This window comes from Bacillota bacterium (genome assembly GCA_036504675.1).
Classification (GTDB): domain Bacteria; phylum Bacillota; class Sulfobacillia; order JAJYWN01; family JAJZPE01; genus DASXUT01.
Genome location: DASXUT010000151.1, coordinates 14,284 through 38,082, shown reverse-complemented (window position 1 = coordinate 38,082; position 23,799 = coordinate 14,284). Strand labels below are relative to the sequence as shown.

At 66.1% G+C, this 23,799-nt stretch carries 25 protein-coding genes; 24 read left to right on the top strand and 1 reads right to left on the bottom strand.

Features of this window, described 5'->3' with window-relative positions:
* The 7 genes from rsgA to VGL40_11485 all read left to right on the top strand — a co-directional run.
* The coding region (gene rsgA, locus VGL40_11515) for a ribosome small subunit-dependent GTPase A (GenBank protein HEY3315889.1) at window positions 1-726 on the top strand (726 nt) is incomplete at its 5' end.
* Between the two features lie 50 nt (window positions 727-776).
* Complete coding sequence (gene rpe, locus VGL40_11510) at window positions 777-1,439, top strand: ribulose-phosphate 3-epimerase (GenBank protein ID HEY3315888.1); 663 nt, start codon at window positions 777-779, stop codon at window positions 1,437-1,439.
* A gap of 170 nt (window positions 1,440-1,609) precedes the next feature.
* A complete protein-coding gene (locus tag VGL40_11505; GenBank protein HEY3315887.1) occupies window positions 1,610-1,771 on the top strand; it encodes a hypothetical protein in 162 nt (53 codons plus the stop codon).
* Window positions 1,772-2,133: 362 nt separating this feature from the next.
* Window positions 2,134-2,496: an Asp23/Gls24 family envelope stress response protein gene (locus tag VGL40_11500; protein ID HEY3315886.1), complete on the top strand. Its 363-nt coding sequence runs from the start codon at window positions 2,134-2,136 to the stop codon at window positions 2,494-2,496.
* Between the two features lie 13 nt (window positions 2,497-2,509).
* Window positions 2,510-4,156 (top strand): DAK2 domain-containing protein, encoded by a 1,647-nt coding sequence (locus VGL40_11495; protein HEY3315885.1) that lies wholly within the window; start codon window positions 2,510-2,512, stop codon window positions 4,154-4,156.
* A 72-nt stretch (window positions 4,157-4,228) separates the two neighbouring features.
* On the top strand, window positions 4,229-6,286 hold the full coding sequence (gene recG / locus VGL40_11490) for an ATP-dependent DNA helicase RecG (protein ID HEY3315884.1): 2,058 nt from the start codon (window positions 4,229-4,231) through the stop codon (window positions 6,284-6,286).
* A 266-nt stretch (window positions 6,287-6,552) separates the two neighbouring features.
* Entirely contained in the window at window positions 6,553-6,798 is a 246-nt protein-coding gene (locus VGL40_11485; GenBank protein ID HEY3315883.1) for an alpha/beta-type small acid-soluble spore protein, read from the top strand.
* A gap of 103 nt (window positions 6,799-6,901) precedes the next feature.
* Here VGL40_11485 and gpr read toward each other — a convergent pair whose 3' ends face one another.
* Entirely contained in the window at window positions 6,902-7,891 is a 990-nt protein-coding gene (gpr, locus tag VGL40_11480; protein HEY3315882.1) for a GPR endopeptidase, read from the bottom strand.
* A 325-nt stretch (window positions 7,892-8,216) separates the two neighbouring features.
* Between gpr and rsmD the strand changes: the two genes are divergently transcribed.
* From rsmD to smc, 17 genes are all read left to right on the top strand, one after another.
* The gene (gene rsmD / locus VGL40_11475) at window positions 8,217-8,840 is read left to right on the top strand and encodes a 16S rRNA (guanine(966)-N(2))-methyltransferase RsmD (GenBank protein ID HEY3315881.1); all 624 of its coding nucleotides are present in this window, start codon (window positions 8,217-8,219) and stop codon (window positions 8,838-8,840) included.
* A gap of 5 nt (window positions 8,841-8,845) precedes the next feature.
* Window positions 8,846-9,337 (top strand): pantetheine-phosphate adenylyltransferase, encoded by a 492-nt coding sequence (coaD, locus tag VGL40_11470; GenBank protein HEY3315880.1) that lies wholly within the window; start codon window positions 8,846-8,848, stop codon window positions 9,335-9,337.
* Window positions 9,334-9,834, top strand: a complete 501-nt coding sequence (locus VGL40_11465) for an ATPase (GenBank protein HEY3315879.1) — start codon at window positions 9,334-9,336, stop codon at window positions 9,832-9,834. Before coaD ends, VGL40_11465 begins: the two co-directional genes overlap by 4 nt.
* 2 nt (window positions 9,835-9,836) lie before the next feature.
* Entirely contained in the window at window positions 9,837-10,556 is a 720-nt protein-coding gene (locus VGL40_11460; GenBank protein HEY3315878.1) for a S16 family serine protease, read from the top strand.
* A gap of 77 nt (window positions 10,557-10,633) precedes the next feature.
* Window positions 10,634-11,221 carry a DUF177 domain-containing protein gene (locus VGL40_11455; GenBank protein HEY3315877.1) on the top strand — a complete coding sequence of 196 codons (588 nt, stop codon included), beginning with the start codon at window positions 10,634-10,636 and terminating at the stop codon, window positions 11,219-11,221.
* On the top strand, window positions 11,187-11,363 hold the full coding sequence (gene rpmF, locus VGL40_11450) for a 50S ribosomal protein L32 (GenBank protein ID HEY3315876.1): 177 nt from the start codon (window positions 11,187-11,189) through the stop codon (window positions 11,361-11,363). The genes VGL40_11455 and rpmF overlap by 35 nt, the downstream gene beginning before the upstream one ends.
* A gap of 230 nt (window positions 11,364-11,593) precedes the next feature.
* Complete coding sequence (fapR, locus tag VGL40_11445; GenBank protein ID HEY3315875.1) at window positions 11,594-12,202, top strand: transcription factor FapR; 609 nt, start codon at window positions 11,594-11,596, stop codon at window positions 12,200-12,202.
* Complete coding sequence (gene plsX, locus VGL40_11440; protein ID HEY3315874.1) at window positions 12,199-13,212, top strand: phosphate acyltransferase PlsX; 1,014 nt, start codon at window positions 12,199-12,201, stop codon at window positions 13,210-13,212. The genes fapR and plsX overlap by 4 nt, the downstream gene beginning before the upstream one ends.
* The gene (locus VGL40_11435) at window positions 13,205-14,203 is read left to right on the top strand and encodes a beta-ketoacyl-ACP synthase III (GenBank protein ID HEY3315873.1); all 999 of its coding nucleotides are present in this window, start codon (window positions 13,205-13,207) and stop codon (window positions 14,201-14,203) included. Before plsX ends, VGL40_11435 begins: the two co-directional genes overlap by 8 nt.
* Before the next feature lie 32 nt (window positions 14,204-14,235).
* Complete coding sequence (locus VGL40_11430) at window positions 14,236-15,102, top strand: DegV family protein (protein HEY3315872.1); 867 nt, start codon at window positions 14,236-14,238, stop codon at window positions 15,100-15,102.
* 72 nt (window positions 15,103-15,174) lie between these two features.
* Window positions 15,175-16,113: an ACP S-malonyltransferase gene (gene fabD, locus VGL40_11425; GenBank protein HEY3315871.1), complete on the top strand. Its 939-nt coding sequence runs from the start codon at window positions 15,175-15,177 to the stop codon at window positions 16,111-16,113.
* Window position 16,114: 1 nt separating this feature from the next.
* Complete coding sequence (gene fabG, locus VGL40_11420; protein ID HEY3315870.1) at window positions 16,115-16,858, top strand: 3-oxoacyl-[acyl-carrier-protein] reductase; 744 nt, start codon at window positions 16,115-16,117, stop codon at window positions 16,856-16,858.
* A gap of 69 nt (window positions 16,859-16,927) precedes the next feature.
* Entirely contained in the window at window positions 16,928-17,158 is a 231-nt protein-coding gene (gene acpP / locus VGL40_11415) for an acyl carrier protein (protein HEY3315869.1), read from the top strand.
* Between the two features lie 168 nt (window positions 17,159-17,326).
* On the top strand, window positions 17,327-18,604 hold the full coding sequence (gene fabF / locus VGL40_11410) for a beta-ketoacyl-ACP synthase II (GenBank protein ID HEY3315868.1): 1,278 nt from the start codon (window positions 17,327-17,329) through the stop codon (window positions 18,602-18,604).
* A 5-nt stretch (window positions 18,605-18,609) separates the two neighbouring features.
* Window positions 18,610-19,524, top strand: a complete 915-nt coding sequence (rnc, locus tag VGL40_11405) for a ribonuclease III (protein HEY3315867.1) — start codon at window positions 18,610-18,612, stop codon at window positions 19,522-19,524.
* A gap of 208 nt (window positions 19,525-19,732) precedes the next feature.
* Window positions 19,733-19,993 (top strand): stage V sporulation protein S, encoded by a 261-nt coding sequence (locus VGL40_11400; GenBank protein HEY3315866.1) that lies wholly within the window; start codon window positions 19,733-19,735, stop codon window positions 19,991-19,993.
* Between the two features lie 193 nt (window positions 19,994-20,186).
* A complete protein-coding gene (smc, locus tag VGL40_11395; GenBank protein ID HEY3315865.1) occupies window positions 20,187-23,789 on the top strand; it encodes a chromosome segregation protein SMC in 3,603 nt (1,200 codons plus the stop codon).
* Window positions 23,790-23,799: the final 10 nt, after the last annotated feature.

Genomic DNA, 23,799 nt, shown 5'->3' with positions numbered 1-23,799 from the left:
CCGGGGGCCGGCTACATCGAGACGATCGTGCCCCGGACGACCGAACTCAGGAAACCGCCGGTGGCCAACGTCGATCAGGCGGCCATCGTCTTCACTTTGCGGGACCCGGACAAGAACCTCGCCCTCGTCGATCGCTTCCTGGTCATGGTCGAGCGGAAGGGCCTGGGCATCATCCTGTGCCTGAACAAGTGCGACCTCCTGAGCGAGGAGGAGATCGCCGAGGCCGTCCGTTACTATGAAGGTTCCGGCTATAGGATCATCCCGACCAGCGCCAAATGGTCGGTCAACCTGGAGACCCTGAGGGAGACCTTCGCCGGCCGGACGACGGTCCTGGCCGGGCAGAGCGGGGTTGGCAAGTCGACCCTGCTGAACGCGCTCATCCCCGGGGCCGGCCTGTCCACCGGCGAACTGAGCCGCAAGGTCGGGCGGGGTACGCACACGACTCGGAATGTCAGGCTCTTGCGGGCCTGGGGAGGCCTGGTCGCCGATACGCCGGGGTTCACTCAGGTTGAGCTTGAGGGGCTGCCCGTGCGCGGGCTGGCCGATCTCTTCCCGGAGTTCCGCCCGTGCGAGGGGTACTGCCGGTTCGACGGTTGTCTCCACGACCGGGAGCCTGGGTGCGCCGTCAAAGAGGCCGTCGCCGAGGGCCGGATCGACGGTCAGCGCTATCAGCACTACCTTGAGTTCCTGAGCGAGGCCCGGGAGGCCGAGCGCAACCGGTACTGAGCGGTACTGAGGGCCCCGCCTCAGCAGAGCTCTTTGGGAGGTCGCCATCGATGCCCGTCAAGATCGCCCCCTCGCTCCTGTCGGCCGATTTCGCCCGGTTGGCCGAGGAAGTGGCCATGGTCGAACGGGGCGGGGCCGACTGGATCCACGTCGACGTCATGGACGGGCACTTCGTCCCCAACCTGACCTTCGGTCCGGCGCTGGTCAAGGCGGTCCGCCGGGTGACCCGTCTGCCGCTGGACGTTCATCTGATGATCGAACACCCCGGGGACTTCGTCGAACCCTTCGCCAAGGCCGGCGCCGACTATTTGACCGTCCACGTCGAGGCCGCCGACGACCCGCTGGCGGTGATCCGGCATATCCGCGAACTGGGGGTTCGTCCGGGGGTATCGGTCAACCCGCCGACCCCCTTGGAGGCCGCCGAGCCTTACCTGTCCGAGGTCGACCTGGTCCTGGTGATGTCGGTCAATCCGGGCTTCGGAGGGCAGGGCTTCATCGCCGACGTCCTGCCGAAAGTCAGGTCCCTGGCGGGCCGGCCGCACGGCTTCGCCGTCGAGATCGACGGGGGGATCAATGCCGAGACCGTGGCCCGGGCGGCCGCCGCCGGCGCCGAGGTGTTGGTCGCCGGCTCGGCCATCTTCGGCGCGGCCGACCCACTGGCGGCGATGGCCCAAATCCGTGAGCGAGCCGATGCCGCCCGGACGGCCTCTTGACGAGGCGACCTTTGGCGGACGGCCAATATCCATGACTCGCAGAGCCCCCGGCCCGCCGGGGGCTTATTCTGTCAACTTCCTTGGGCGTCGCCGTTCCGGGAAACCGGGCGAACCTCTCTGGGGCGACCGAATATCATATACGGCAAGATGAGGGCGAGGGGTTGGATCGCATGCGCTGGGCAGGTTCGCGTGACCGGCGGTCGAGGATCCTCGGAGGCATCCTACTCTTCCTCGGCGGGGTCTTGATCTTGGCCTCTTTGCCGGCCTGGTTCTGGATCGTTCTTTGTGGGGTGGCCCTGGCTTGGCTCGGGTGGTACGTCTTTCAAGGTTAGTGGGACGTGGATGCGGTGACAGGAGGGAGTCTCTTGAGATTCTATGTCTTGAAGGTTCCGCGTGGTTTGGCGCCGGTCGTCCGGCTCGTCCTGAGGGTCTTCGGCCGGAAATGACCAACGCCGGTGACCGGTCGCGCGCCAGGGCGGCTCGCTGAGAACCGCCCTGTTTTATTACCAAAAGCGATGACCAAGTCTTAACAAAATCCCCCGGCGCTACGTGGGACAAGCCTTTGCTGGTCGTCAAGCGGCGGTATCCGCGCCAGGCAAGGCAGGAAAAATAGACCCCGGCAGAGAAACAGTGTTGCCGGCTCAAGCGGCAAGAGCGGTAAGAGCGGCAAGACGCGGCCCGGGAGGGCAGACCCATGGGGAAAGAAATCACCACTGAATTCGGCCGAATAGCCATCACCGACGAGGTCATCGCGACCATCGCCGGCGTTGCGGCGACTGAATGCTACGGCATCGTCGGCATGTCGGCCCGCCGCCTCAAGGACGGCATCGCCGAGCTTTTGGGGCGGGAGAACCTCTCCAAGGGGGTCGACGTCATCGTCGACCAGGAAAGCGTCGTCGTCAACCTCAATATGGTGGTCGGGTACGGGACGAGGATCTCCGAGGTCGCCCGGAACGTCCGGGACAAGGTCAAATACACCCTGGAGAGCACCGTCGGGCTGAACGTGGCCCAAGTCAACATCACCGTCCAAGGGGTCAACGTCGCCAACGCCAAGTGAGGAGGACCCGGGTTTGAGTTTCGAGCACCTCGGCGGGTCTGGCTTCCGTGCGATGATCGCGGCCGCCGCCGACTACCTTGAACAGAACAGAGCCGAGGTCGACGCCCTCAACGTCTTCCCAGTGCCGGACGGGGACACCGGGACGAACATGTCCCTGACTGTCCGCTCGGCCGTCAAACATATGAGCGGGGTCAAGAGCGACCAGCTGTCGGAGGTCGCCGAGGCCGTGTCCTTCGGATCATTGATGGGTGCCCGCGGCAATTCCGGCGTCATCCTGTCACAGATCTTTCGCGGACTGGCGCGCGGGATGTCCGGCAAGGACCGGGTCAGCCCGACCGAGTTGGCCTGGGCCTGTCAGGAGGCGGTGGACACCGCCTACAAGGCGGTCATGAAGCCGGTCGAGGGGACCATCCTGACGGTCGCCCGCGAGTACGCCAAGGCGGCCATCCACGCCGCCCGGGCCGGGGCCGATTGCCTGACCGTCCTGCGTGAGGCCTTGAACCAGGCGGAGCGGGTCCTCGAACGGACTCCCGAGATGTTGCCCGTGCTCAAGCAGGCGGGGGTGGTCGACGCCGGGGGCAAGGGTTTCTGCGTCCTCATGTCGGGAGCCCTGCGGGCCCTGGAAGACCCGGCGGCGGTGGGGACGGCGGCGATCAAGAAGGTCCCGGGGTTCAAGGTCTCCGAAGACCTCGGCGACATCAAGTTCATCTACGACACTCAGCTCTTGATCAGCGGTCGGGACCTGCCGGCCGACGAGATCCGCGGAATCCTGGGCGAGTTCGGCGATTCCCTGCTGGTCGTGGGCTCGGACCGGGTCCTCAAGGTCCACGTCCACACCAACACGCCGGACCGGGTCATCGGCTGTTGCCTGAAATACGGCCAGTTGGCCGAGGTCACCGTGGAGAATATGAAGGCACAGTACGAAGGGCTGGCCGAGGCGGCCGAGGGTGCGCCGGTCGACCACGGCCAGCCGCCGTTGCCGGGACCTCTGCCGACCGAGCAGAAGGACGTGGCCATCGTCTCCGTCGCCGTGGGCGACGGGCTCGAGAAGATCCTGAGGAGCCTCGGCGTGGACGAGATCGTCGACGGCGGTCAGACGATGAACCCGAGCACCGAGGAGATCGTCAGGGCCCTTGACCGGGTCCAGGCCAGGCGGGTCTTGATCCTGCCCAATAACGGCAATATCATCATGGCGGCCGAACAGGCCAAGCAACTGAGCGACAAGGACGTTCACATCATCCCGACCAAGAGCATCCCCCAGGGTGTGGCCGCCCTCCTGGCCATGACCCCCGGCCAGGAACTGACCGCCAACACCGAGCGGATGAAGGCCGCCCTGGGCCGGGTCAAGACCGGGGAAGTCACGTATGCCGTCCGAAGCACGACCTATGACGGCGTGACCATCAACGAAGGCGACATCATCGGCATCGGTGACGACAAGATCAGGGCCGTCGGCAAGGATTTCGACGAGGTCCTGGTCCAGTTGGCCGAGAGACTCGTTGACGAGAACGACGAAGTGATCACCATCTTCTACGGGTCGGATGTCTCGGTCGAACGGGCCGAGGCGGCCGCCACCCGCCTCCGGTCGGTCTACCCGGACCGGGAGATCGAGATGCACCACGGGGGTCAGCCATTGTACTACTATCTGATGTCGGTGGAGTAAGTCACAAGCCCGGCCCGCAAACCTTGGGGAGCGCCGCACCGCGGGGCTCCCTTCGCCTCGGAGGGGTCTCTCTTGCTCGACCGACCGTTAACCGATCTGAAGGGCATCGGCGAGGCCCGACGGGTGGCCCTTGAAAAGGCCGGCCTATCGACCATCGGCGACCTTCTGCGCCACCTCCCCTACCGCTTCGAGGACCGGACCTCCTTCCGGCCGATCCGCTCGCTCGAGCCCGGGGAGTGGGCCACGGTCAAGGGGACGGTGGCGGCCGCCCGTAACGATTATGTCCGCAGGGGCCTGACCCTCACCCGGGTCACCTTGACCGACGCCACCGGGGCGATCCAGGTCCGCCTGTGGAACCAACCGTACCTGCTGAAGTCATTCCCGGCCGGGGCGGGCTTCCTCGTCTATGGTCTTTGCCGCGCCGAACGGGGGTTGCACCTGTCGCGTCCCGAGTGGGAGCCGGTCGAGGATGAGTCAGACCCGATCCACTTCGGCCGGATCGTCCCCGTCCACCGGGCGGTCGGGGGGCTGTCGGCTCGGGTGCTCCGCCGACTGGTTCATAAGGCCCTGGAACCCCTATCGGCGGACCTTCCGGACTTCGTGCCGGCCTCCGTTCGGCGGCGCCGGAACCTTCCCGACCTGGCCTGGGCCTTGCGGCACGGGCACTTCCCGGAGGCCCAGGGGGAAGCCGAGACGGCCAGGCGCCGTCTGGCCTTCGATGAGCTATTCACCATGCAGGTCGGCCTGGCGACGGTCAAGGTGGCCCGGGCGGCCAGGGCGGACGGGGTTCGACACCGCCCCGATGGACCCTTGGTCCAGGCCTTCCTGGGGGGCCTGCCCTTCACCCTGACCGGCGCCCAGGGGCGGGCATTGGCCCAGGTCTCCGCGGATATGGAGGCCCCCCGCCAGATGAACCGCCTCCTGCAGGGCGACGTCGGTTCGGGTAAGACCGTGGTCGCCGCGGCGGCCATGGTCAAGGCGGCCGAGGGCGGTTACCAATCAGCCCTTCTCGCGCCCACGGAGATCCTGGCCGAGCAGCATTGGCGACACCTCGGCACCATCCTCGGCCCGATCGGTCTGGCCCCGGCCTTCCTGACCGGAGGTACGCCGCCGGCTGAGCGGGAGGCCGTCCTCAGGGACTTGGCCGACGGGCGGGGCAAGGCGGTCGTCGGAACCCACGCCCTGCTCGAGGCGGACGTCGCCTTTGCCCGCTTGGGTCTGGTGGTCATCGATGAGCAACACCGCTTCGGCGTCGCCCAGCGGGCGCGGTTGCAGGCCAAGGGGGCGTCTCCGGACGTCCTGGTGATGACGGCCACGCCGATCCCGCGGACTCTGGCGCTGACCCTTTACGGCGATCTGGACCTGACGGTTATCGACGAACTGCCGCCCGGCCGGAGACCGGTGGTCACCCGGGTCGTCCCCCCGGCCCGTCGCGATGAGGTCTACGCCTGGGTTCACGACCAGTTGAGGGCAGGACGACGGGTCTTTATCGTCTGCCCCCTGATCGAGGAATCGGAAGAACGCCAGGCGAAGGCGGCCACCAGGCTGGCGACCGAGCTTCGGGCGGCCTGGCCGGACGTGGCCGTCGGCCTGATCCACGGGAGGCTCCCGGCAACCGCCAGAGAGCAGGTCATGGCGTCTTTCCGCTCGGGGGAGGTCCAGGCGCTGGTGGCGACGACCGTCATCGAAGTCGGGATCGACGTGCCCGAGGCCAGCTTGATGGTGATCGAGGGGGCCGACCAGTTCGGTCTGGCCCAGTTGCACCAGTTGCGCGGCCGGGTGGGCCGCGGCGCCACCCAATCCTATTGCGTGCTCATCGGCCACCCGAAGACCGAGGAGGGACGGGCCCGCCTCGAAGCCGTCGCCGCGGCTGCCGATGGCTTCGCCCTGGCCGAGGAGGACCTCCGGCTGAGAGGGCCGGGTGAGTTCTTCGGGACCAGACAACACGGCCTGCCCGACCTGGTCGCCGCCGACCTCCTCCGCGATGCCCAACTGCTGCTGGAGGCCCGAGACGAGGCTCAAGCGTTGCTGGCCGACGACCCGGGTCTAGCCCGGGGGGAGCACCGACTTCTCCGCAACGAGGTCGTCCGAGCCTTCCGTGGGCGCCTGGCGGTCGGGCTGGTGGGGTGACCCCTTGCGGGGCGACCAGGCGGCCACCTGGGTATCGGCCATCACGGCCTATCGCGTCGCCGACCGGCCACAATAATCGCAGCTACGATTGATTATCGTAGGTCGATTCTGGCGGCCTCGGCGGCGTTTTCCTGTCCCGGCGACGGTCGCCGTTCGCGCGGCGGCGAAAAAGACTCCAACGGCAGCTCTACGCTACCACAACCTACCTGCATGAAGCGCGTTTCTCCACCCGATACTAAAGCTAGCATGGATAAGGAGGTGAGCGCATGGCTGAAGGACAATCATCGAACAGGGCCCTCGTTCGTGGTGCCGAGCAGGCGCTGGACAACTTCAAGTATGAGGTGGCCAGAGAACTCGGCATCGATCAACAGATCCAGGGTGGTTACTGGGGCGACCTGCCGGCCCGCCAGTGCGGGGCGGTTGGCGGCCAAATGGTCAGGAGAATGATTGAGCTGGCCGAGAGGTCGTTGTCCGGTAGGGGGACGACCGGTGGTGGCACGACCACCCGGTAACGAAGAAGGCATGGCAAGATAGAGCGGACTCGAACGAGTCCGCTCTTCTGCTGGTCATCAGTTCTTGACCACCGGATCGGCGGGTCTTCGGCGGACCCTTTGGCTAACTCAGATAGCGCATGATCTCGTCGCGGGCGATCCCCTCGTGGAGGGCCGCGTTCAGCCCCCCGGCGACGATCTTGGCCAGGTCTTCGACGTAGACGTCGATCTCCTTGGGGGTAACCATCAGGTCGCCAAAGGCCGGCGTCAGGACCTCACGGATGACCGCCTCCTTGTCCGGCTCGCCCATCTCGTCGAGCATCTCATAGAATTGCCTCTCGTCCTTGAGTTGGTCGATGAGGATGTCGATGGTGTCATTGGCGATGGTCATCGCGTGGACCACGGTGGGCACGCCGACGGCCACCGTTCGACAGCCGAGCGTCTCCGAGGTGATGGCGACCCGCCTGTTGCCCACCCCGGAGCCCGGCTGGATCCCCGAGTCGGCAATCTGGACGGTGGTCAGGATCCGGTCCAACTTGCGGGCGGCCAGAGCGTCGACGGCGATGACCACATCGGGTCTCAGCCGGTCGACGATGCCGCGGATGATGTCCCCGGTCTCAATGCCGGTGATCCCAAGGACCCCGGGGGCCAAGGCGCTGACCGACCGAAGCTGGCCACGTAGGTCCCCCGGGACGAAGTCCAGCAGGTGCCTGGTGACCAGGACCTGGTTGACGACCCTGGGGCCAAGGGCATCGGGGGTAGCGTTCCAGTTCCCGAGGCCGACGATGAAGACCGAGTCACCCGGCCGCAGCCGGAGGAGGCGGGCGACCTCCTCGCCGAAGATGCTGCCGACCTTCTCCTGAAGGTCCCGGTTCCGCTTCCGGAGGGCGGTCGCCTGGATGGTGACGTAGTTGCCGATGGCCTTGCCCATTTCCTGGGCCCCTTGCGGGGTCCTGATCCGGACCCGGGTGACGACCACGCCGTCTTCTTCGTATTCCTCGGTGTCGACCCCGGGGACGGCTTGTCGCCCGCCACTGGTCAGGTAGTCGTGGGTCTCGATGGCCAGATCGGTGCGGACGTCACGATGGTGCCGCGGAGAACCTGAAGTTCGCATTGAATCCCTCGTTCCCCAGCTCATTGGGGCTAGTCTCTGCGCCGGGCGGCGTCACTATGCGGTCCCGGTGGGCGGGCGGGGCGAAGGTCCGCCGGCCGGTTCTCGGGGAGGATTTTGCCAACCTGCGCCGAAGTGCCAAAAAAAGGGCTGCGATCGCTCGCAGCCAAGTTGGGAGAGGAGAAACCGGAGGAAGAGCCAATGGGGAGGTTTGAAACCGAACTTTCTCAGTCGGTATTATGATTGCCAGTGAACGGCATTATGCACCGCCCACCTAGGAATCTTATGGAAAGGTGGGACTTCTGCGCCGCCGGGGGGCGAACGTGACGTGCGCGTGATCGCCGGCATGGCCAAAGGACACCGACTCAAATCACTCCCCGGTTCGGATCCCCGGCCGACCTCCGATCTCGTCCGCGGGGCCCTCTTCAACGTCCTTCGAGAATACGTGGTCGATCGCGCTTGGTTGGATCTCTTCGCCGGCACCGGGGCGGTGGGCATCGAGGCCCTCAGCCGCGGCGCCAGTCAAGCGGTGATGGCCGAAGACGATCCGCGTTGCCAGCGGTTGATCCAAGCCAACCTGGAGCTGACCGGCCTGGCCGCTTCGGGAATGGTCTTCAGAGGCCGGGTCGAGCATGCCCTCCCGTGGCTGGCCCGTCAGGGGCGGCGTTTTGACGTCATCTTCCTGGATCCCCCGTACGATCACGGGTTGGTCCAGGACACCCTCGAGCGATTGGCCGATCAACCGGCCCTCCTGGCACCGGGCGGCATCATCGTCATCCAGCACAGCCAAAACGAGGCGGTCGGCCGGCTGCCGCCGGGCTTGCTCGAGGCCGGCGAAGGCCGGTATGGATCGACCTCCTTGACCTACCTCCGGCGAGTCGGGAAAGAAGAGGGTTCCGCTTCGCCCGGCTTGGCCTCGTCCGACGACCCAACCGGCCAGGAAAAGAGGTAACTTCGGTGCATACGGCAGTCTGCCCAGGCAGCTTTGACCCGGTCACCAACGGGCACCTGGACATCATCGAGCGGGGAGCGGCCATCTTTGACCGGCTCTACGTGACGGTCTTTCACAACACCGGCAAGGACCCGTTGTTCACCTTGGAGGAAAGACTTGAGATGATCCAAAGGGGCACTCGGGACCTCTCCAACGTCGTGGTCGAATCCTTCGACGGGCTGCTCCTGGACTACTGCCGGGAGCGCGGGGCGACGGTCATCCTCAAGGGCCTCCGAGCGGTGTCGGATTACGAATACGAGTTCCGGATGGCGATGATGAACCGCAAGCTCGATGAGAAGATCGAGACGATGTTCCTGATGAGCCGGGTCGAGTATTCCTACCTGAGTTCGAGCATCCTCAAAGAAGTGGCTCGCTTTGGCGGGTGCATCAACGGCCTGGTGCCATCGGAGGTCGAGGATAGATTGAGGGAGAGACTGCGGGAGCGGGCAAGCCGATGAAATCCGGTGAACACAAGACTGAGTTCGAGACCCTCCTCGACGCGCTGGAGGCGGGCCTGACTGAGGCCAAGCGGGTACCCCTGACTGATTTCGTGATGGTCCGGGAAGACTTGATCCTCGATGCCCTGGATCACCTCCGCCGGATCTTTCCCGACGAGATGCAGAAGTCGCAGTGGATCATCAGGGACCGGGACAAGATCCTGGCCGACGCCCGGGGCGTGGCGGAGAAGACGGTCCTCGACGCCCAGGCCCGGGCCGGACAATTGACTTCCCAGGACGAGGTGACCAGGCTGGCCCAGGCCAGGGCGACCGAGATCATGGCCGAGGCCCAGCGCCGCGCGACCGAACTGAAGGACGGCGCCGAGGCATACGCCGCCGACGTCCTGGCCCGTTTCGACGGTGAGCTGCAAAAGGTGATGGAGGCCGTCCGCAACGGCCGAGAACGCCTGGGAACCAGGGCTCGCCAACCGAACCAACAGAAGGGTCGCCCCGTCTGACGATGCCGGGCGGTAAGGCCCCGTTGTTCCGCCGGCGGCTGGTTTCGATCGTCCTCATCCTGGTCTTCGGGCTCGTCGTCGTGACTATGCCGACGGGCCTTTACGTTCTGAAACCCGGGCCGGCCAAGGACCTCGCCGCGATGGTCACCGTCACCGGCGGCCCTACGGCGGCCGAGGGCCGGCTGGTGATGGTCACCATCCGGGCCGACCGGGCGACACCGCTAGCCATCATGATCGCGGCCTTCGAACCGGGATGGGATCTGGTCCCGCGTCGCAGCCTCATCCCGCCAGGACAATCCGAGGAAGACTACATGCGAAACGCCTCCCGCCAGATGACCGAGAGTCAGCAAGTGGCCGAACTCGTCGCGGCGGGCTACCTGCAGCGCCGGCTGCCGCCGGTGGGATTCGACGTTGGTGAGATCGGCGGTCCGTCGGCCGGGATCATGTTCGCCCTGGAGATCGTCAGGCAGGCAGAGGGGACGCCGCCGGCGGGCGGGGTCATCGTCGCCGGGTCGGGGATGCTCTTGCCGGACGGTCGCGTCGCCGCCGTCGGCGGGGTCCGCCAGAAAGCCATCGCCGCCCGAAGGGCCGGCGCCAAGCTCTTCATCGTCCCGCGGTCCGAGGCCGATCTGGCCCTGTCGGCCGCCGGTGGGATGAGGGTCGTCGCCGTCGATGACTTTGCCCAGGCCGCCCGGGAGCTGTTCGGCCCGGAATCGCCGTGACCGCCCGACCGGGGTCGCGTTGACAGCCCGGGTGTCGCTGGATATAATGTACATCGGTCCCTTGTGAGGTGGACAGGATGCGGATTGACGTCTCTCGGCTCGGAGAACAGACCGGGGACAAAGTATCGTTCTTCTTCGAAGAGCCGTTTCCGGCCCTCGAAGGGGAAGCGGGTTCGGTGGCCATCGATGGGCCAGTCGAGGTCCGCGGCGAGGCCTACAACACCGGCTCGGCGGTCCATGTCCGCGGCCGGGTCAAGGCCCGCGCCGAGCTCCTCTGCAGCCGTTGCTCGAAGCCCTTGGTCCAGCCGGTCGAGGCCCCGTTCCAGGTGCAGTACGTGGCCGAGCGGCCGGGCCGGCCGGGGGCCGACAATGACGAGGCCGACGACGTCGTCCAGTATCAGGGGGACGAGATCGATCTCGCCGACGAGGTCAGGCAGCAGCTGCTCCTGGCCCTGCCGATGAAGCCCTTGTGCCGCCCCGACTGTCGGGGGTTATGCCCGACCTGCGGCAAGGATCTCAACGAAGGGCCATGCGAGTGCCGGCCTGAGGTCGATGCACGCCTCGCCGGGTTGGCTGACTTATTCAAGGAGCTCAAGGTGGACAACTCAGACGCCCGAGGGGGTGGAACCGATGGCCGTCCCGAAAAGAAGGACTTCCCACGCTAGGCAGGCGACAAGGCGGGCCAACTGGAAGTTGACCGTGCCCGGCATGGTGGAATGCCCCCAGTGCCACAAGCCGAAGCTGCCGCACCGGGTCTGTCCCCACTGCGGGTATTATCGCGACCGTGAGGTAATCGAAGTCAAATAGGGGCCCTCGGGTGCTTCCCATCGGGTGGTGGGCGGGCCCGGCCAGGTCCCGGTCGGATCTGACGGACTCCGGAAAGGGCTGCTTTTAGCAGCCCTTTTGTGCTTCTTTCGGGGGGCCCTCTAGGCGATTTCTGGCTTGCGCCGTTACTAGTTCTGCTATATAATAGCAGTAACTCTTAGGATGAGGTATTCAATACTCTACTAAACGCCTTGCGGCCGGGGGGAAGGGGAATGCGGAGGGGCTTCGGCAAGCAGGATCGATATGCGCTGCTGACCGACAAGATCCATGAGAATCCTTTCCTGACTGATGTGGAATTGGCCGAGCTGTTCGGGGTCAGCGTCCAAACCATCCGGTTGGACCGGTTGGCCCTGGGCGTCCCGGAACTCCGCGAGCGGATGAAGGAAGTCGCCGCCAGGACCTACGGGCAGGTCAAGTCCCTCGGGTCGAAGGAGATCGTCGGTGAACTGATCGATATCTCCCTCGGGCAGAATGGGATCTCCATCCTCGAGACCACCGAGGACATGGTCTTCGAGAAGACCCGGATCGTCCGGGGCCACTTCATCTTCGCCCAGGCCGACTCGCTGGCCATCGCCCTGATCGATGCCGACATCGTCCTGACCGGGCTGGCCAACATCAAGTTCAAGCGCCCCGTGCAGGTCGGGGAGAAGCTCGTGGCCAAGGCCGAAGTCCTGAGGAAGAAGGGCAAGAAGTTCGTCGTCCTGGTCCAGACCAGGGTCGGCCAGGAACCGGTGTTCCGCGGTAAGTTCGTCGTCTTTGCCGTCGAACCTAAGTCGGCCGGGGATCGGCCGTTGGAGCGCCGGGGAGGTGCTGAGCGATGACCCGCGTGGCAGTGGACGCCATGGGGGGCGACAAGGCGCCCTCCGAAATCGTCAAGGGGGCCCTGGCCGCCGCGACCGCTCGGGACGACCTCGAGATCATCCTGGTCGGCCGGCCGGAGGACATCGACCTGGAGTTGGCCGCCGCCGGCGGCCGCGCCAGAGTCAGCCAGGTGCCGGCCAGCGAGGTCATCGGGACTGATGAACCTCCCGTCCAGGCGATCCGGCGGAAGAAGGACTCCTCGATCAACGTCGGGACGAGGTTGATCAAGGAGGGGCGGGCCGACGCCTTCGTGTCGGCCGGCAGCACCGGGGCCTTCATGGCCTCGGCTCTGCTGACGGTGGGGAGGATCAAGGGGGTCGAGCGACCGGCCCTGGCAACCGTGGTCAACACCATCGATGGCCGGGGCACCGTCCTCCTGGACGTGGGGGCCAACGTCGACTGCAGCCCGTCGAACCTGCTGACTTACGCCCTGATGGGAAGCATCTACGCCGAGCGCGTGCTCGGGCGGGAGAAGCCCGGGGTCGGGCTGATCAACGTCGGCCTCGAGGAGAACAAGGGGTCGATCCTCACCAAAGAGGCTTTCGCCCTCCTTAAGGAGGCGCCGATCAACTTCGTCGGCAACGTCGAGGCCCGGGAGATCCTGAACGGCCGGGTCGACGTCATCGTCTGCGACGGCTTTGTCGGCAATGCCATCATCAAGACGGCCGAGGGTATCGTCCAGGGGTTGCTCGGGATGATCAAAGAAGAGATCACCCGCGGCGGCGTGCGGAAGCTTGCCGCCGCCGCCCTCAAGCCGGCCTTCGCCCGAGTGAAGAAGAGACTTGACTATGCGGAGTATGGCGGGGCTCCGTTCCTGGGGGTCAGCGGAGCGTTCATCAAGTGCCATGGAAGTTCCGGCGCCCGGGCCATCGAGAACGGGGTCCGCGTCGCCGCCGAGTTTGCACGTACAGGGGCCTTGGCCGAGATGGAACGAGCCATGGCTTCGTGGGGTAGATCTGCTGATGCCTAATTCCCTCAGATCCGTGGGTATCGCCGGCCTCGGAGTGGCGGCCGGAGAAGACATCCTGACCAACAACGACCTCGAGAAGATCGTCGAGACCTCGGACGAATGGATCAAAGAACGCACCGGGATCAGTCAGCGACACATCGCCCGTCCCGAAACGGCCACCTCCGACCTGGCTTATCAGGCGGCCGTCGAGGCCCTCGCGGAAGCCGGTGTCAACGGCGCCGATCTGGACCTGATCATCGTGGCCACGGTCACTCCCGATACCATCTTCCCGGCCACGGCTTGCCTCCTTCAAGCCCGGCTCGGAGCCACCCGGGCGGCCGCCTTCGACCTCTCGGTGGGCTGCACCGGTTTCCTCTACGCCCTCTCGGTCGGAAGCCAGCTCGTGGCCTCGGGGGCCGACGAGACCGTCTTGGTCGTGGGGGCGGATACACTGTCGCGGATCACCGACTACACGGACCGGGGGACCTGCATCCTGTTCGGCGACGGGGCCGGGGCGGCGGTCCTGAAACCGGTGGGCAAGGGCGAAGGCATTCTTTCGACGGTCCTCGGGGCCGACGGTTCGGGCAGCGACCTCTTGATCCTACCCGCCGGCGGGTCTCGTCTGCCGGCCAACCCCAAGACGATCGAGGAGCGCCTGCACTTCATCAAGATGAACGGCAACGAGGTCTTCCGTTTCGCCGTCAAGGCAGTCGGGGAAGCGGCCGACGCGGCCATCGCCAAGGCCGGCCTGACCCGGTCGGAGGTCGATTTCTTCGTCCCCCACCAGGCCAACCGGAGGATCATCGACGCCGCGGCGAGACGGCTCGGTCTGCCCGAGGACAAAGTGATCATCAACATCGCCGACTACGGCAATATGTCGGCGGCTTCGATCCCGACAGCCTTGCATGAAGCGGTTAGGGAGAGCCGCATCAAGCGCGGCGACGTGGTCGTCCTGGTGGCCTTCGGGGCTGGGTTGACCTGGGCCGCGGCGGCCTTGCGTTGGTCCCTTTAGGTCCACCCGAGATCACATGGGAGGGATGTTAGGTGGCCCGGATCAAGATCGTCACCGACAGCACGGCGGACATCCCTGAAGAGGTCGCTCGCGACCTGGGGCTGACGGTCGTTCCCCTGACCGTCTTCTTCGGGACCGAAGGCTTCCTCGACGGCGTCGAGCTCAAAGCCAAGGAGTTTTACCCGAAGCTGGTCGCCTCTCCGCATCACCCGAAGACATCGCAGCCTTCACCGGCCGACTTTATCGCCGTTTACAGCGCCCTCAAGAACGAGGCCGACACGATCATCTCCATTCACCTCTCGTCGCACCTCTCCGGGACGTGTCAATCGGCCCTCCTGGCCAAAGGGATGGTTGAGGGGGTGGACATCGAGGTCGTCGACACAAGAGGGGCGTCGATGTCCCTCGGGGTGACCGTCGTCGAGGCGGCCCGGGCGGTTCGGGCCGGCTGGTCGAAGGACCAGGTGATGGCCTTGATCGAGCGGAAGGCCAAGGAGGTCCACGTCTTCTTCTCCGTGGACACGCTGGAGTACCTCCGGCGCAACGGCCGGATCGGCAAGGCGGCCGCCCTGCTCGGCTCACTCCTCAATATCAAGCCCATCCTGTGGCTTGAAGACGGGGTGGTCGCCCCCTACGAGAAGGTGCGCGGTCAGGGGCGAGTCATCCCCCGCCTGGTCGAGTTGATCCAGGAGAAGATGGGTCCGGAGAAGCAGGTCCGGGTGGCCATCGTCCATGCCAACTGCCGAGACCACGCCGACCGGCTCCTCGAGGCGATTAAGGGCGTCTTCGAGGTGGACGAGGCGACGATCAACTTTATCGGGCCGGTCATCGGGGCCAACGTCGGCCCGGGGACACTGGCCGTCGTCTTCTACGGGCTGGGCGGCCTGGCCCCGCGGGCCTGACCGCCGGGCAAGGCGCAACGGCCGCCGACGCGACCCAGTCCACGTCACACCATCCGGAGGTTCCACGGTTCGATGGGAGCGGGTTTCATCTTTCCAGGGCAAGGGGCCCAGTACGTAGGCATGGGTAAGGAGCTTTGCGAGCGATATCCCAGCGCTCGGGCCGTCTTCGAGGAGGTCAACGATAGCCTGGGGATGGACCTGGCCAAAGTCTGCTTCGAAGGCCCCGAGGAGGCCCTCAAGCAGACCGTCAACACGCAGCCGGCCATCCTCGCCGTCTCGGCGGCTTGTCTGGCCGTCCTCGTGGAACAGGGAGTCACCCCAGAGGCCGCCGCCGGGCTGTCCCTCGGCGAATATGGAGCGCTGGTGGCGGCCGATTCCCTGGACCTGGGCGACGCCGTCCGGCTGGTCCAGAGACGCGGGCGGTACATGCAGGAAGCGGTCCCGGAAGGACGGGGGACGATGGCCGCCATCCTCGGTCTGGGACGGGCCGAGGTCGAACAGGCTTGCCGCGAGGCCTCGGCCACCGGTGTGGTCGAACCGGCCAACTACAACTGCCCCGGACAGGTGGTCATCGCCGGGGAGACGGCGGCCGTCGACAGGGCCGTGGCGATGGCCAAGGAACTGGGCGCGACCCGTGTTGTCAGGCTGGCTGTAAGCGCTCCCTTCCACTGCCGGCTGCTTCGTCCGGCCGGGGAGCGTCTGGCCGAAGACCTGGAGCAAGTGGAACTGAAGGAAGCGGTCATCCCCGTGGTGGCCAACGTTTCGGCCGACTATGTGCGCCAGCCCGAGGACATTAAGCGTTGCTTGATCGACCAGGTGTCGCGACCGGTCCGCTGGGAGGAATCGGTCCGGCGGATGGTCGACGATGGGGTGAACCTCTTCGTCGAAGTCGGACCGGGGAAAACCCTTTCCGGGTTCCTCAAGCGGATCGTGCCCGAGGCCCGTACCCTCAATGTCGAGGATGGAAGCAGCTTGGAAAAACTCCTTGATTATTGGGGGGAGGTTTGCTAAGATGTTCCTTGAGGAACGCGCAGCCCTTGTCACAGGGGCTTCTCGGGGCATCGGGCGCGCCGTCGCCCTGGCTCTGGCCAAACAGGGAGCCCGGGTGGCGGTCAACTACTCGAAGGACAAGACCGGGGCCGAGCGAGTGGTCGAGGAGATCAGGGCCGGTGGCCGGGAGGCCTTCGCCGTCGCGGCCGACGTCAGCCGTCCCGAAGAGGCCCGGAAGCTGGTGGCGGAGGTCGTCGCGGCCTACGGGCGCCTGGACATCCTGGTGAATAACGCCGGGATTGCGAGGGACAATCTACTGCTGCGCCTTTCCGAGGAAGACTGGGACACCGTCATCGACACGAACCTGAAGGGCGTTTATAATTGTCTCCGGGCGGCCGCCAGACCCATGTTGAAGCAGCGGTTCGGTCGGGTCGTCAGCGTTGCCTCGGTTTCCGGCTTGATGGGCAGCCCCGGACAGGCCAACTACAGCGCGGCCAAGGCCGGGGTGATTGGATTGACCCGGTCGGTCGCTCGCGAATTGGCCTCCCGGGACATCACCGTCAACGCCGTGGCTCCCGGGTTCATCGAGACCGACCTGACCCATGATCTGCCAGCCGAGGCCAGGGCCACCTTCTTGAACCGCATCGCCCTAGCCCGATTCGGAAAACCGGAGGAAGTGGCGGAGGTGGTTGCCTTTCTGGTGTCCCCTTCCGCGGCCTATGTCACCGGACAGACCATCGTGGTAGACGGTGGCCTGTCCCTCTAAGAGACAGGGTGGAAAACAGCCGGAGAGACCATAGCGAGGAGGTACGAATCGTTGGCTAACAAGGACGCAATCTTCGAAAAGGTCAAGGCCATCATCGTCGATCAGCTGGGGGCCAATGCCGACGAGGTCTCCCTTGATGCCTCATTCATCGATGATCTTGGCGCCGATTCGCTCGACTTGGTGGAGCTGATCATGGCCCTCGAAGAGGAGTTCGACCTCGAAGTGCCGGACGAGGACGCGGAGAAACTCGTCACGGTCGGCGACGCGGTGGACTACATCAAGCAGAACGCGGCCTCCTGAAGGCGGCCGCCGGTAAGGGCGGCACCAGCCGTCGTCGCTCACGTTTCAGGTCAGCTTGATATCAACCAGAAGTCCCGAGGGCGGATCCCCCGGGGCTTCTTTAAACTAATGGGCTCGCCGGTCAAAATCGCCAGACCGCCTGAGCCGGGTTGGGAGACTTGGAGACTTATGGACAAGAAGAGGGTCATGGTGACCGGAATGGGGGCGATCACCCCCTTGGGCATCGGCCTTGACGCTTTCTGGGACGGTCTGCGGAACGGCCGCTCCGGGATTGCCCGGATCACCCATTTCGACCCGACCGGATTTGATTGCCGGATTGCCGGGGAGGTCAAGGGCTTCGAGGCCGCCGATTTCATCGACCGCAAGGAAGCCCGCCGGATGGACCGTTTCACCCATTTCGCGGTGGCCACTTCGCGGATGGCCGTCGCCGACGCAGGACTCGCGCCCGAGGCCTATGAAGCCGAAGCCACCGGGGTCATCCTCGGGAGCGGCATCGGCGGCATGGAGACCCTCGGCGACCAGTTCGCCGTCCTGGCCCAAAAAGGCCCCGGTCGGATGAGCCCCTTCTTCGTGCCGATGATGATCGGGAACATCGCCGCCGGCCACATTTCCATCGCTTTGCAGGCCAAGGGGCCGTGCCTGACGATTCAGACCGCCTGCGCTTCCGGGGCCAACGCCATCGGCGAGGCCATGCGCTATCTGCAGCGTGGAGAGGCCGAGGTGATGATCGCCGGCGGGACCGAGGCGGCCGTGCTGCCTCTCGCCGTCGGGGGTTTTTCGGCCATGAAGGCCCTGTCGACTCGAAACGACGAGCCCGAGCGGGCTTCAAGGCCATTCGACGCCGATCGCGACGGGTTCGTCATCGGCGAGGGGGCGGGGATGATCGTTCTCGAGACCCTTGATCACGCCCTCTCAAGAGGCGCGCGGATCCGGGCGGAAGTTGTCGGGTACGGCCTGACCGCCGACGCCTATCACATGGTCGAGCCGGCCCCGGAGGGGGACGGCGGCCGGCGCTCAATGGCCCTGGCCTTGCGGGACAGTGGTCTTCAAATCGATGAGGTCGATTACCTGAACGCTCATGGGACGTCGACCCCCAAGGGCGACGTCGGGGAGACCCGGGCGATCAAACGGGTCTTCGGTGACCACCCCAGACGGCTGGCCGTGAGTTCAACCAAGTCGATGACCGGCCACCTCCTCGGAGCGGCCGGAGCGGTCGAGTTCATCGCCTGTGTCCTGGCCATCCAGGAGGGCCTCATCCCGCCGACGGTCAACCTCGAGAGGCCGGACCCTGAATGCGACCTCGACTACGTCCCGAACCAAGCCAGACCGGCCGATGTCCGCGTGGCGATGAGCAACTCCTTCGGATTCGGCGGCCAGAACGCCACGCTGATCGTCAAGAAATACTCCCAAGACGAACATATTAGCGCCGAGAGCACTAAGGGGTGAGGCCCTTGCCGCTTACGCCTACGGCCGTGGATACCACCGATTACGCCTCTCCTGACGAGAACCTCCGCCGACTTCAAGAGAAGCTCGGCCTCCGCATGAAGCGGCCGCCGCTATTGCTCAAGGCGCTGACCCACTCGTCCTTCGCCAACGAACGACGGGACAGCCGGATCGAGGACAATGAACGCCTCGAGTTTCTGGGCGATGCCGTCCTCCAGATCAGCGTCAGCGACTATCTCTACCGCCGCTTCAGCGACCTGCCTGAAGGCGACCTGACGCGGATCCGAGCGGTCGTCGTCTGCGAGGCCTCTTTGGCCGAGAAGGCCCGCGAGGTCAACCTGGGCGAGCATATGTACCTGGGGCGGGGAGAGGAGGCTTCGGGCGGCCGGACGCGACGGTCGCTCCTCGCCGACGCCTTCGAGGCCGTGGTCGGGGCGGTCTACCTCGACCGAGGCCTGACCGCCTCGAAGGACCTCGTCCTGCGATTGTTGGGGCCGGCCCTGGAGGCTGCCGGGACCGGGGGGCAGCCGTCGGATTACAAGACGGCCCTCCAAGAGAAGATGCAGAGAGAGGCCAACGGTCTCAGCTACCAATTGCTCACCGAGGCCGGGCCGGACCACGCCAAGGTCTTCACGGTCGGGGTCTGCCTGGCTGGCCGGGTCCTGGCTCGGGGTAAGGGGACCAGCAAGAAAGAGGCCGAGCAGGTCGCCGCCCGCAAGGCCCTGGAGAAGGTTGAGCGCAAAGCCGGCGGGCGCGGGCGTAAGAAGCCGGGGCCGACCGGCGCCAAGCCCGGGATGAAGCCGGAGGTCGCGGGAGAAGAGAGGGCCAAGGGGTGGCCACCGGTCCGGGTGGATAACCCGTCCGAAGAAAGCGGATTGCCGGCCGGGGCGATCGTCGCCGCCGCCACCGTGCCCCGGGGTTAGGGAACGGAGATCCCCCAGGTCGGCCCGCATTTTCGCTAGAGGGTCCTTTTGAAAACTACAGCCGAGCAGCCTCCAATCGCCTGAAGTCGATGTTATTTTCAGACGAGGGGCAGGAATCTCCCCGTTCGGGGCGAATACCCTAGTCGACAATCTACAATACAAAACACCTTCCGTTCTTTCTCCACACCGCGTAAGGAGGCTATGAAGCATGGAAGTCCTCAAAGTCTCTGCCCAATCGAAGCCCAAGTCCGTGGCCGGCGCTCTCGCGGCAGTCCTGCGCGAGAAGGGACTGGCCGAGGTGCAAGCGGTCGGGGCCGGGGCGGTCAACCAAGCGGTCAAGGCCATTGCCATCACCCGGGGTTTCGTCGCTCCCAACGGAATCGACCTCGTGGCCATTCCAGCCTTCGTGGAGATTCAGATCGACGGCGAAGAGAGGACAGCCATCAAGTTCATCGTCCAGCCCCGCTAGAAAGGACTCCCCAGGAGTCTACAGTCTCCGAATCATCAGGCCCGGCCGCCGCAAGGTGGCGGGGCCTTTTTGTGGCCAGGGAGTGAACTCTTCCCGCCCCCTGAAGCCTATGGTAGAATGGGGAGAGAATGAACCGGCAGATCTGGCAGCCGCGGCCCTGGGCTGCCATTCTCCTGGTATCGGGGGTGCCTGGGTGTACCTGAAGCGCCTGGACGTATTCGGGTTCAAGTCTTTTGCCGACCGGATCGAACTCGAACTGCAGCCCGGAGTGACGGCCATCGTCGGCCCAAACGGCAGCGGCAAGAGCAACATCGCCGATTCGGTCCGCTGGGCCTTGGGGGAGCAAAGTCCGCGACAGCTCCGTGGGACGAAGATGGAAGAGGTCATCTTTGCCGGCAGTTCGCAGCGACGCTCCCTGTCGATGGCCGAGGTCGGGTTGACCATCGACAACGGCGACGGCGGCCTGGGGATCGACTACAACGAGGTGACCGTCACCCGCCGGGTCTTCCGTTCCGGCGATGGCCAGTACCTGATCAACAAGAGCGACTGCCGGCTGAAGGACGTCCTCGACCTCTTTTCGGACACCGGGGTGGGCAAGGAGGGCTATTCCATCATCGGTCAGGGCCAGGTGGAGAACGTCCTCTCGAGCCGGTGGGAGGATCGGCGGGGCATCTTCGAAGAGGCGGCCGGGATCGTTCGGTACAAGAATCGCAAGCGTGAGGCCCAGCGGAAACTGGAGGAGACCCTGCAGAACTTGCTTCGGGTGGGCGATGTCATCTCGGCCACCGAGGCCCAGCTGGAACCGCTGGAAAAGCAATACCACGTGGCCCAACTCTACCGGGACTATCGAACCCGGTTGCAGGCCTTGGAGACCCAGCTCTACTTGGTCGATGCCGCCGCGGGCCGGGCCAAGCTGCGAGACCTGGTCGAGAAGGCCGAGGCTTACCGGGAACAGGCCGAACGGGCGACGGGACGCCTGGCGGCCCTGGAAACCGAGGTCGACGCCGGCCGCGAGCGCCTGGCTGAGGCCGAGGCCGCCGTGGATGGGCGTCAGAGGTCCCTGGCCGAGATCAGCGAAGCCCTGGTCCGTCTGGAAGGCCGTCGGGCGGTGGCCGAGGAGCGGCTAGCGGCCATCGAGCGGGAGAGGGCGGCCAAGGTCCGGGAGGCCGACAACCTTCGAGTCCGCCTGACCGAAGTCGCCGGCTCCCTTGAGGCCGAGGACCGTCGGGCCGTGGAGATCGCGGCCCAACTGGCCGGGGCCGAGGCGGAGCTGGCAGCCAGGACGTTGGGGCTGGAGGAAGTCGAGGCCGGCCTCGGGCAGACCCGCCAGGCCGTCGAATCGCTGAAGGGCGAACTGATCGAGGCCCTCAATGAGGCGGCCGAGGAGCGCAACCGGGTCCGTGAGGCCGAGCAGATGGCCCAGGCCGCGGCAGCCCGGCGTCTGCGACTGGAGAGCGAGGCCGAGGAGGGCGAGATCGCCCAGCGGGCGGCCGATGAGAACGCGGCCGTGGTCCGCCGTGAACTCGACGGCGTGCGGCGGGAACTGGCTGAGCTCCGATCCATGGCCGAGCACTGGCGGAAGACCGCCGGGTCGGCCGCGACTAAGGCCGTCGAACTGCAGCGAGAGGTGGCCCGGTGCGAAGAGACTTGCCGGACTAGGCGGACCCGCCTCTCCGTGCTTGAGGAGATGGAGTCGGGCTACCAGGGTTACGGGGAGATCGCCCGCCGCGTCCTGGTGGCCAAGAAAGAAGGCCGGCCGGCCGGCGTCGGCGTCCTGGGCAGCCTGGCCGACCTGATCGAAGTCCTGCCCGGCCACGAGGTCCAAGTCGAGACCGCGCTGGGAGACCTGATCCAGGCCGTCGTGGTCGAGACGATAGCCGATGCCGAACGTCTGGCGGCTGCCTGTGCCGCGGGCGAGGGTCGGCTCCTGGTCCTGCCGCTCGAACTCTGCCGCCGGCTGACCGTGGCTCCGGCTCGTCGCGAGGCCGCCCCAACCGCCGCCAAGGCCGGCCCATCCAAGGGCCGAGGGGACGGTCTGGGGTTGGGCGCCTGGATCAGGCCCAGAGCCGGTGGGGGGGACCTGGTGACCTGGCTCTCTGACCGCTACGTGATCACCCCGGACCTCACCTCGGCCTGGGAGATCGTCGGGGTCTTCGGGGGCCGGGCGGCCGTGACCATCGGCGGGGAGGTGGTCGCCGCCGACGGCGTCGTCGCGGCCGGGGGCGGTCCCCACACGGCCGCCGGCAACCCCCTCGAACGCCGCCGCGAGCTGGCCGACCTCACGGAGCGCTTGGCGCGTGACGAGGACGAGCTGGCGAAAGTCCGGCGGGAACTGGCCAAGATCGCTGAAGAACGGCAGAAGGCCGACAATGAACTGGCCGCCGCGCTGGAGACAACCCACCGGCTGGAGATCCGCCAGGCCACCGGGGACCGCGACCTGGCCAGGGCGGAAGAAGAGGCCAAGAAGCTGGCCCAATCCCGACAGCTCCTAGCTCTGGAACAGCAGAAGCTCGACCGCCAGGAGCGTGAGGCGGCGAGGACGACTGAGAAGGCGCGGGCCCGTCTGGACGGGCTGAAGGACGAAGAGACGGCCATCCGCGAGAAGATCACCGCCGACGAGAAAGGGTTCGTCGAGACCACCGTCGCCAGGGAGACACTGGCCGGACAGGTGGCCGACAACCGAGTCGCGGCGGCGACGCTCAAGCAGGAGATCAACGGCCTGACCGCGGCCACCGCCGAGCGCCGTCGCCGCCGCCAGGAGCTGGAGGGCGACATCACCGGCCTGGAGGCGGAGGCGGCCGATCTGTCCCGGCAGGCCGAGGAAGTCGCCGGCAGCCGCCGGTCCGACGAGGCCGAGGAGGTCCGGTTCAAGGAGGACAAGGCGACGGCCGAGGTCGAACTGGCCAAGGCCGCCGAGGTCCGCAAGGCGGTTGAGGCCGGGTTGGTCACGGCCGAGAAGGAGAGTCGCGCCCTCCGAAGGCAATCTGAGGGAGCGGCAGCCAAGCTTCGCTCGGCCGAGGTCGAGCAGGCCCGGGTGGAGGCCGAACTGCAGCGCCTTCGGGAGCGGTTGTCCGGTCAGTACGGACTCGACGTCTCGCGGCTGGAGGCCGAAGCCGACCGGGTCGAACCGCCGGCCGACCGGGTTGCCGCCGAGGCCGAAGCCGAGGAACTGAGGGCCCGGATCGACGGACTCGGTCTGGTCAACCTGGCGGCCATCGACGACTTCCAACGGGCCAAAGAGCGGGTGGAGTTCCTCAAGACCCAGCATGCCGACCTGGAGCAGGCCAGGGGGCAGCTCGGCCAGCTGATCGCCGAGATCGACGAGGTCATGAAGAAGCGCTTCCTGGAGCACTTCCTGCTCATCAAGGAGCAGTTCTCCCGGGTCTTTCAGCGGCTCTTCGGGGGCGGCCGAGCCGAATTGATCCTCATTGACGAGGGCAATCTCCTGGAGACGGGCATCGACATCCTGGCCCAGCCGCCCGGAAAGACGCTGCAGAACCTGTCCCTCTTGTCCGGCGGGGAGAAGGCCCTGACGGCCATCGCTCTCCTCTTCGCCGTCCTCGAGGTCAAGCCCAGCCCGTTCTGCCTCCTGGACGAGATCGACGCGGCCCTCGACGAGAGCAACGTTGAGCGGTTTGCCCGCTTCCTCAGGGAGTGCTCCCGCAAGACGCAGTTCCTCATCATCACCCATCAGAAGCGGACGATGGAGGTGGCCGACGTCCTCTACGGTGTGACCATGGAGGAAGGCGGCGTCTCCAAGATCGTCTCCGTGAGACTCGAGGAAAAAGCCAGCTGAGGCAGGATAA

What these genes read in the sequence shown, in the direction of transcription:
- rpe (HEY3315888.1), top strand. Translation starts at nt 777, where the DNA reads ATGCCCGTCAAGATCGCCCCCTCGCTCCTGTCGGCCGATTTCGCCCGG.
- VGL40_11505 (HEY3315887.1), top strand. Translation starts at nt 1,610, where the DNA reads ATGCGCTGGGCAGGTTCGCGTGACCGGCGGTCGAGGATCCTCGGAGGC.
- VGL40_11500 (HEY3315886.1), top strand. Translation starts at nt 2,134, where the DNA reads ATGGGGAAAGAAATCACCACTGAATTCGGCCGAATAGCCATCACCGAC.
- VGL40_11485 (HEY3315883.1), top strand. Translation starts at nt 6,553, where the DNA reads ATGGCTGAAGGACAATCATCGAACAGGGCCCTCGTTCGTGGTGCCGAG.
- gpr (HEY3315882.1), bottom strand. Translation starts at nt 7,891, where the DNA reads ATGCGAACTTCAGGTTCTCCGCGGCACCATCGTGACGTCCGCACCGAT.
- VGL40_11465 (HEY3315879.1), top strand. Translation starts at nt 9,334, where the DNA reads ATGAAATCCGGTGAACACAAGACTGAGTTCGAGACCCTCCTCGACGCG.
- VGL40_11460 (HEY3315878.1), top strand. Translation starts at nt 9,837, where the DNA reads ATGCCGGGCGGTAAGGCCCCGTTGTTCCGCCGGCGGCTGGTTTCGATC.
- VGL40_11455 (HEY3315877.1), top strand. Translation starts at nt 10,634, where the DNA reads ATGCGGATTGACGTCTCTCGGCTCGGAGAACAGACCGGGGACAAAGTA.
- rpmF (HEY3315876.1), top strand. Translation starts at nt 11,187, where the DNA reads ATGGCCGTCCCGAAAAGAAGGACTTCCCACGCTAGGCAGGCGACAAGG.
- fapR (HEY3315875.1), top strand. Translation starts at nt 11,594, where the DNA reads ATGCGGAGGGGCTTCGGCAAGCAGGATCGATATGCGCTGCTGACCGAC.
- plsX (HEY3315874.1), top strand. Translation starts at nt 12,199, where the DNA reads ATGACCCGCGTGGCAGTGGACGCCATGGGGGGCGACAAGGCGCCCTCC.
- VGL40_11435 (HEY3315873.1), top strand. Translation starts at nt 13,205, where the DNA reads ATGCCTAATTCCCTCAGATCCGTGGGTATCGCCGGCCTCGGAGTGGCG.
- fabD (HEY3315871.1), top strand. Translation starts at nt 15,175, where the DNA reads ATGGGAGCGGGTTTCATCTTTCCAGGGCAAGGGGCCCAGTACGTAGGC.
- fabG (HEY3315870.1), top strand. Translation starts at nt 16,115, where the DNA reads ATGTTCCTTGAGGAACGCGCAGCCCTTGTCACAGGGGCTTCTCGGGGC.
- fabF (HEY3315868.1), top strand. Translation starts at nt 17,327, where the DNA reads ATGGACAAGAAGAGGGTCATGGTGACCGGAATGGGGGCGATCACCCCC.
- VGL40_11400 (HEY3315866.1), top strand. Translation starts at nt 19,733, where the DNA reads ATGGAAGTCCTCAAAGTCTCTGCCCAATCGAAGCCCAAGTCCGTGGCC.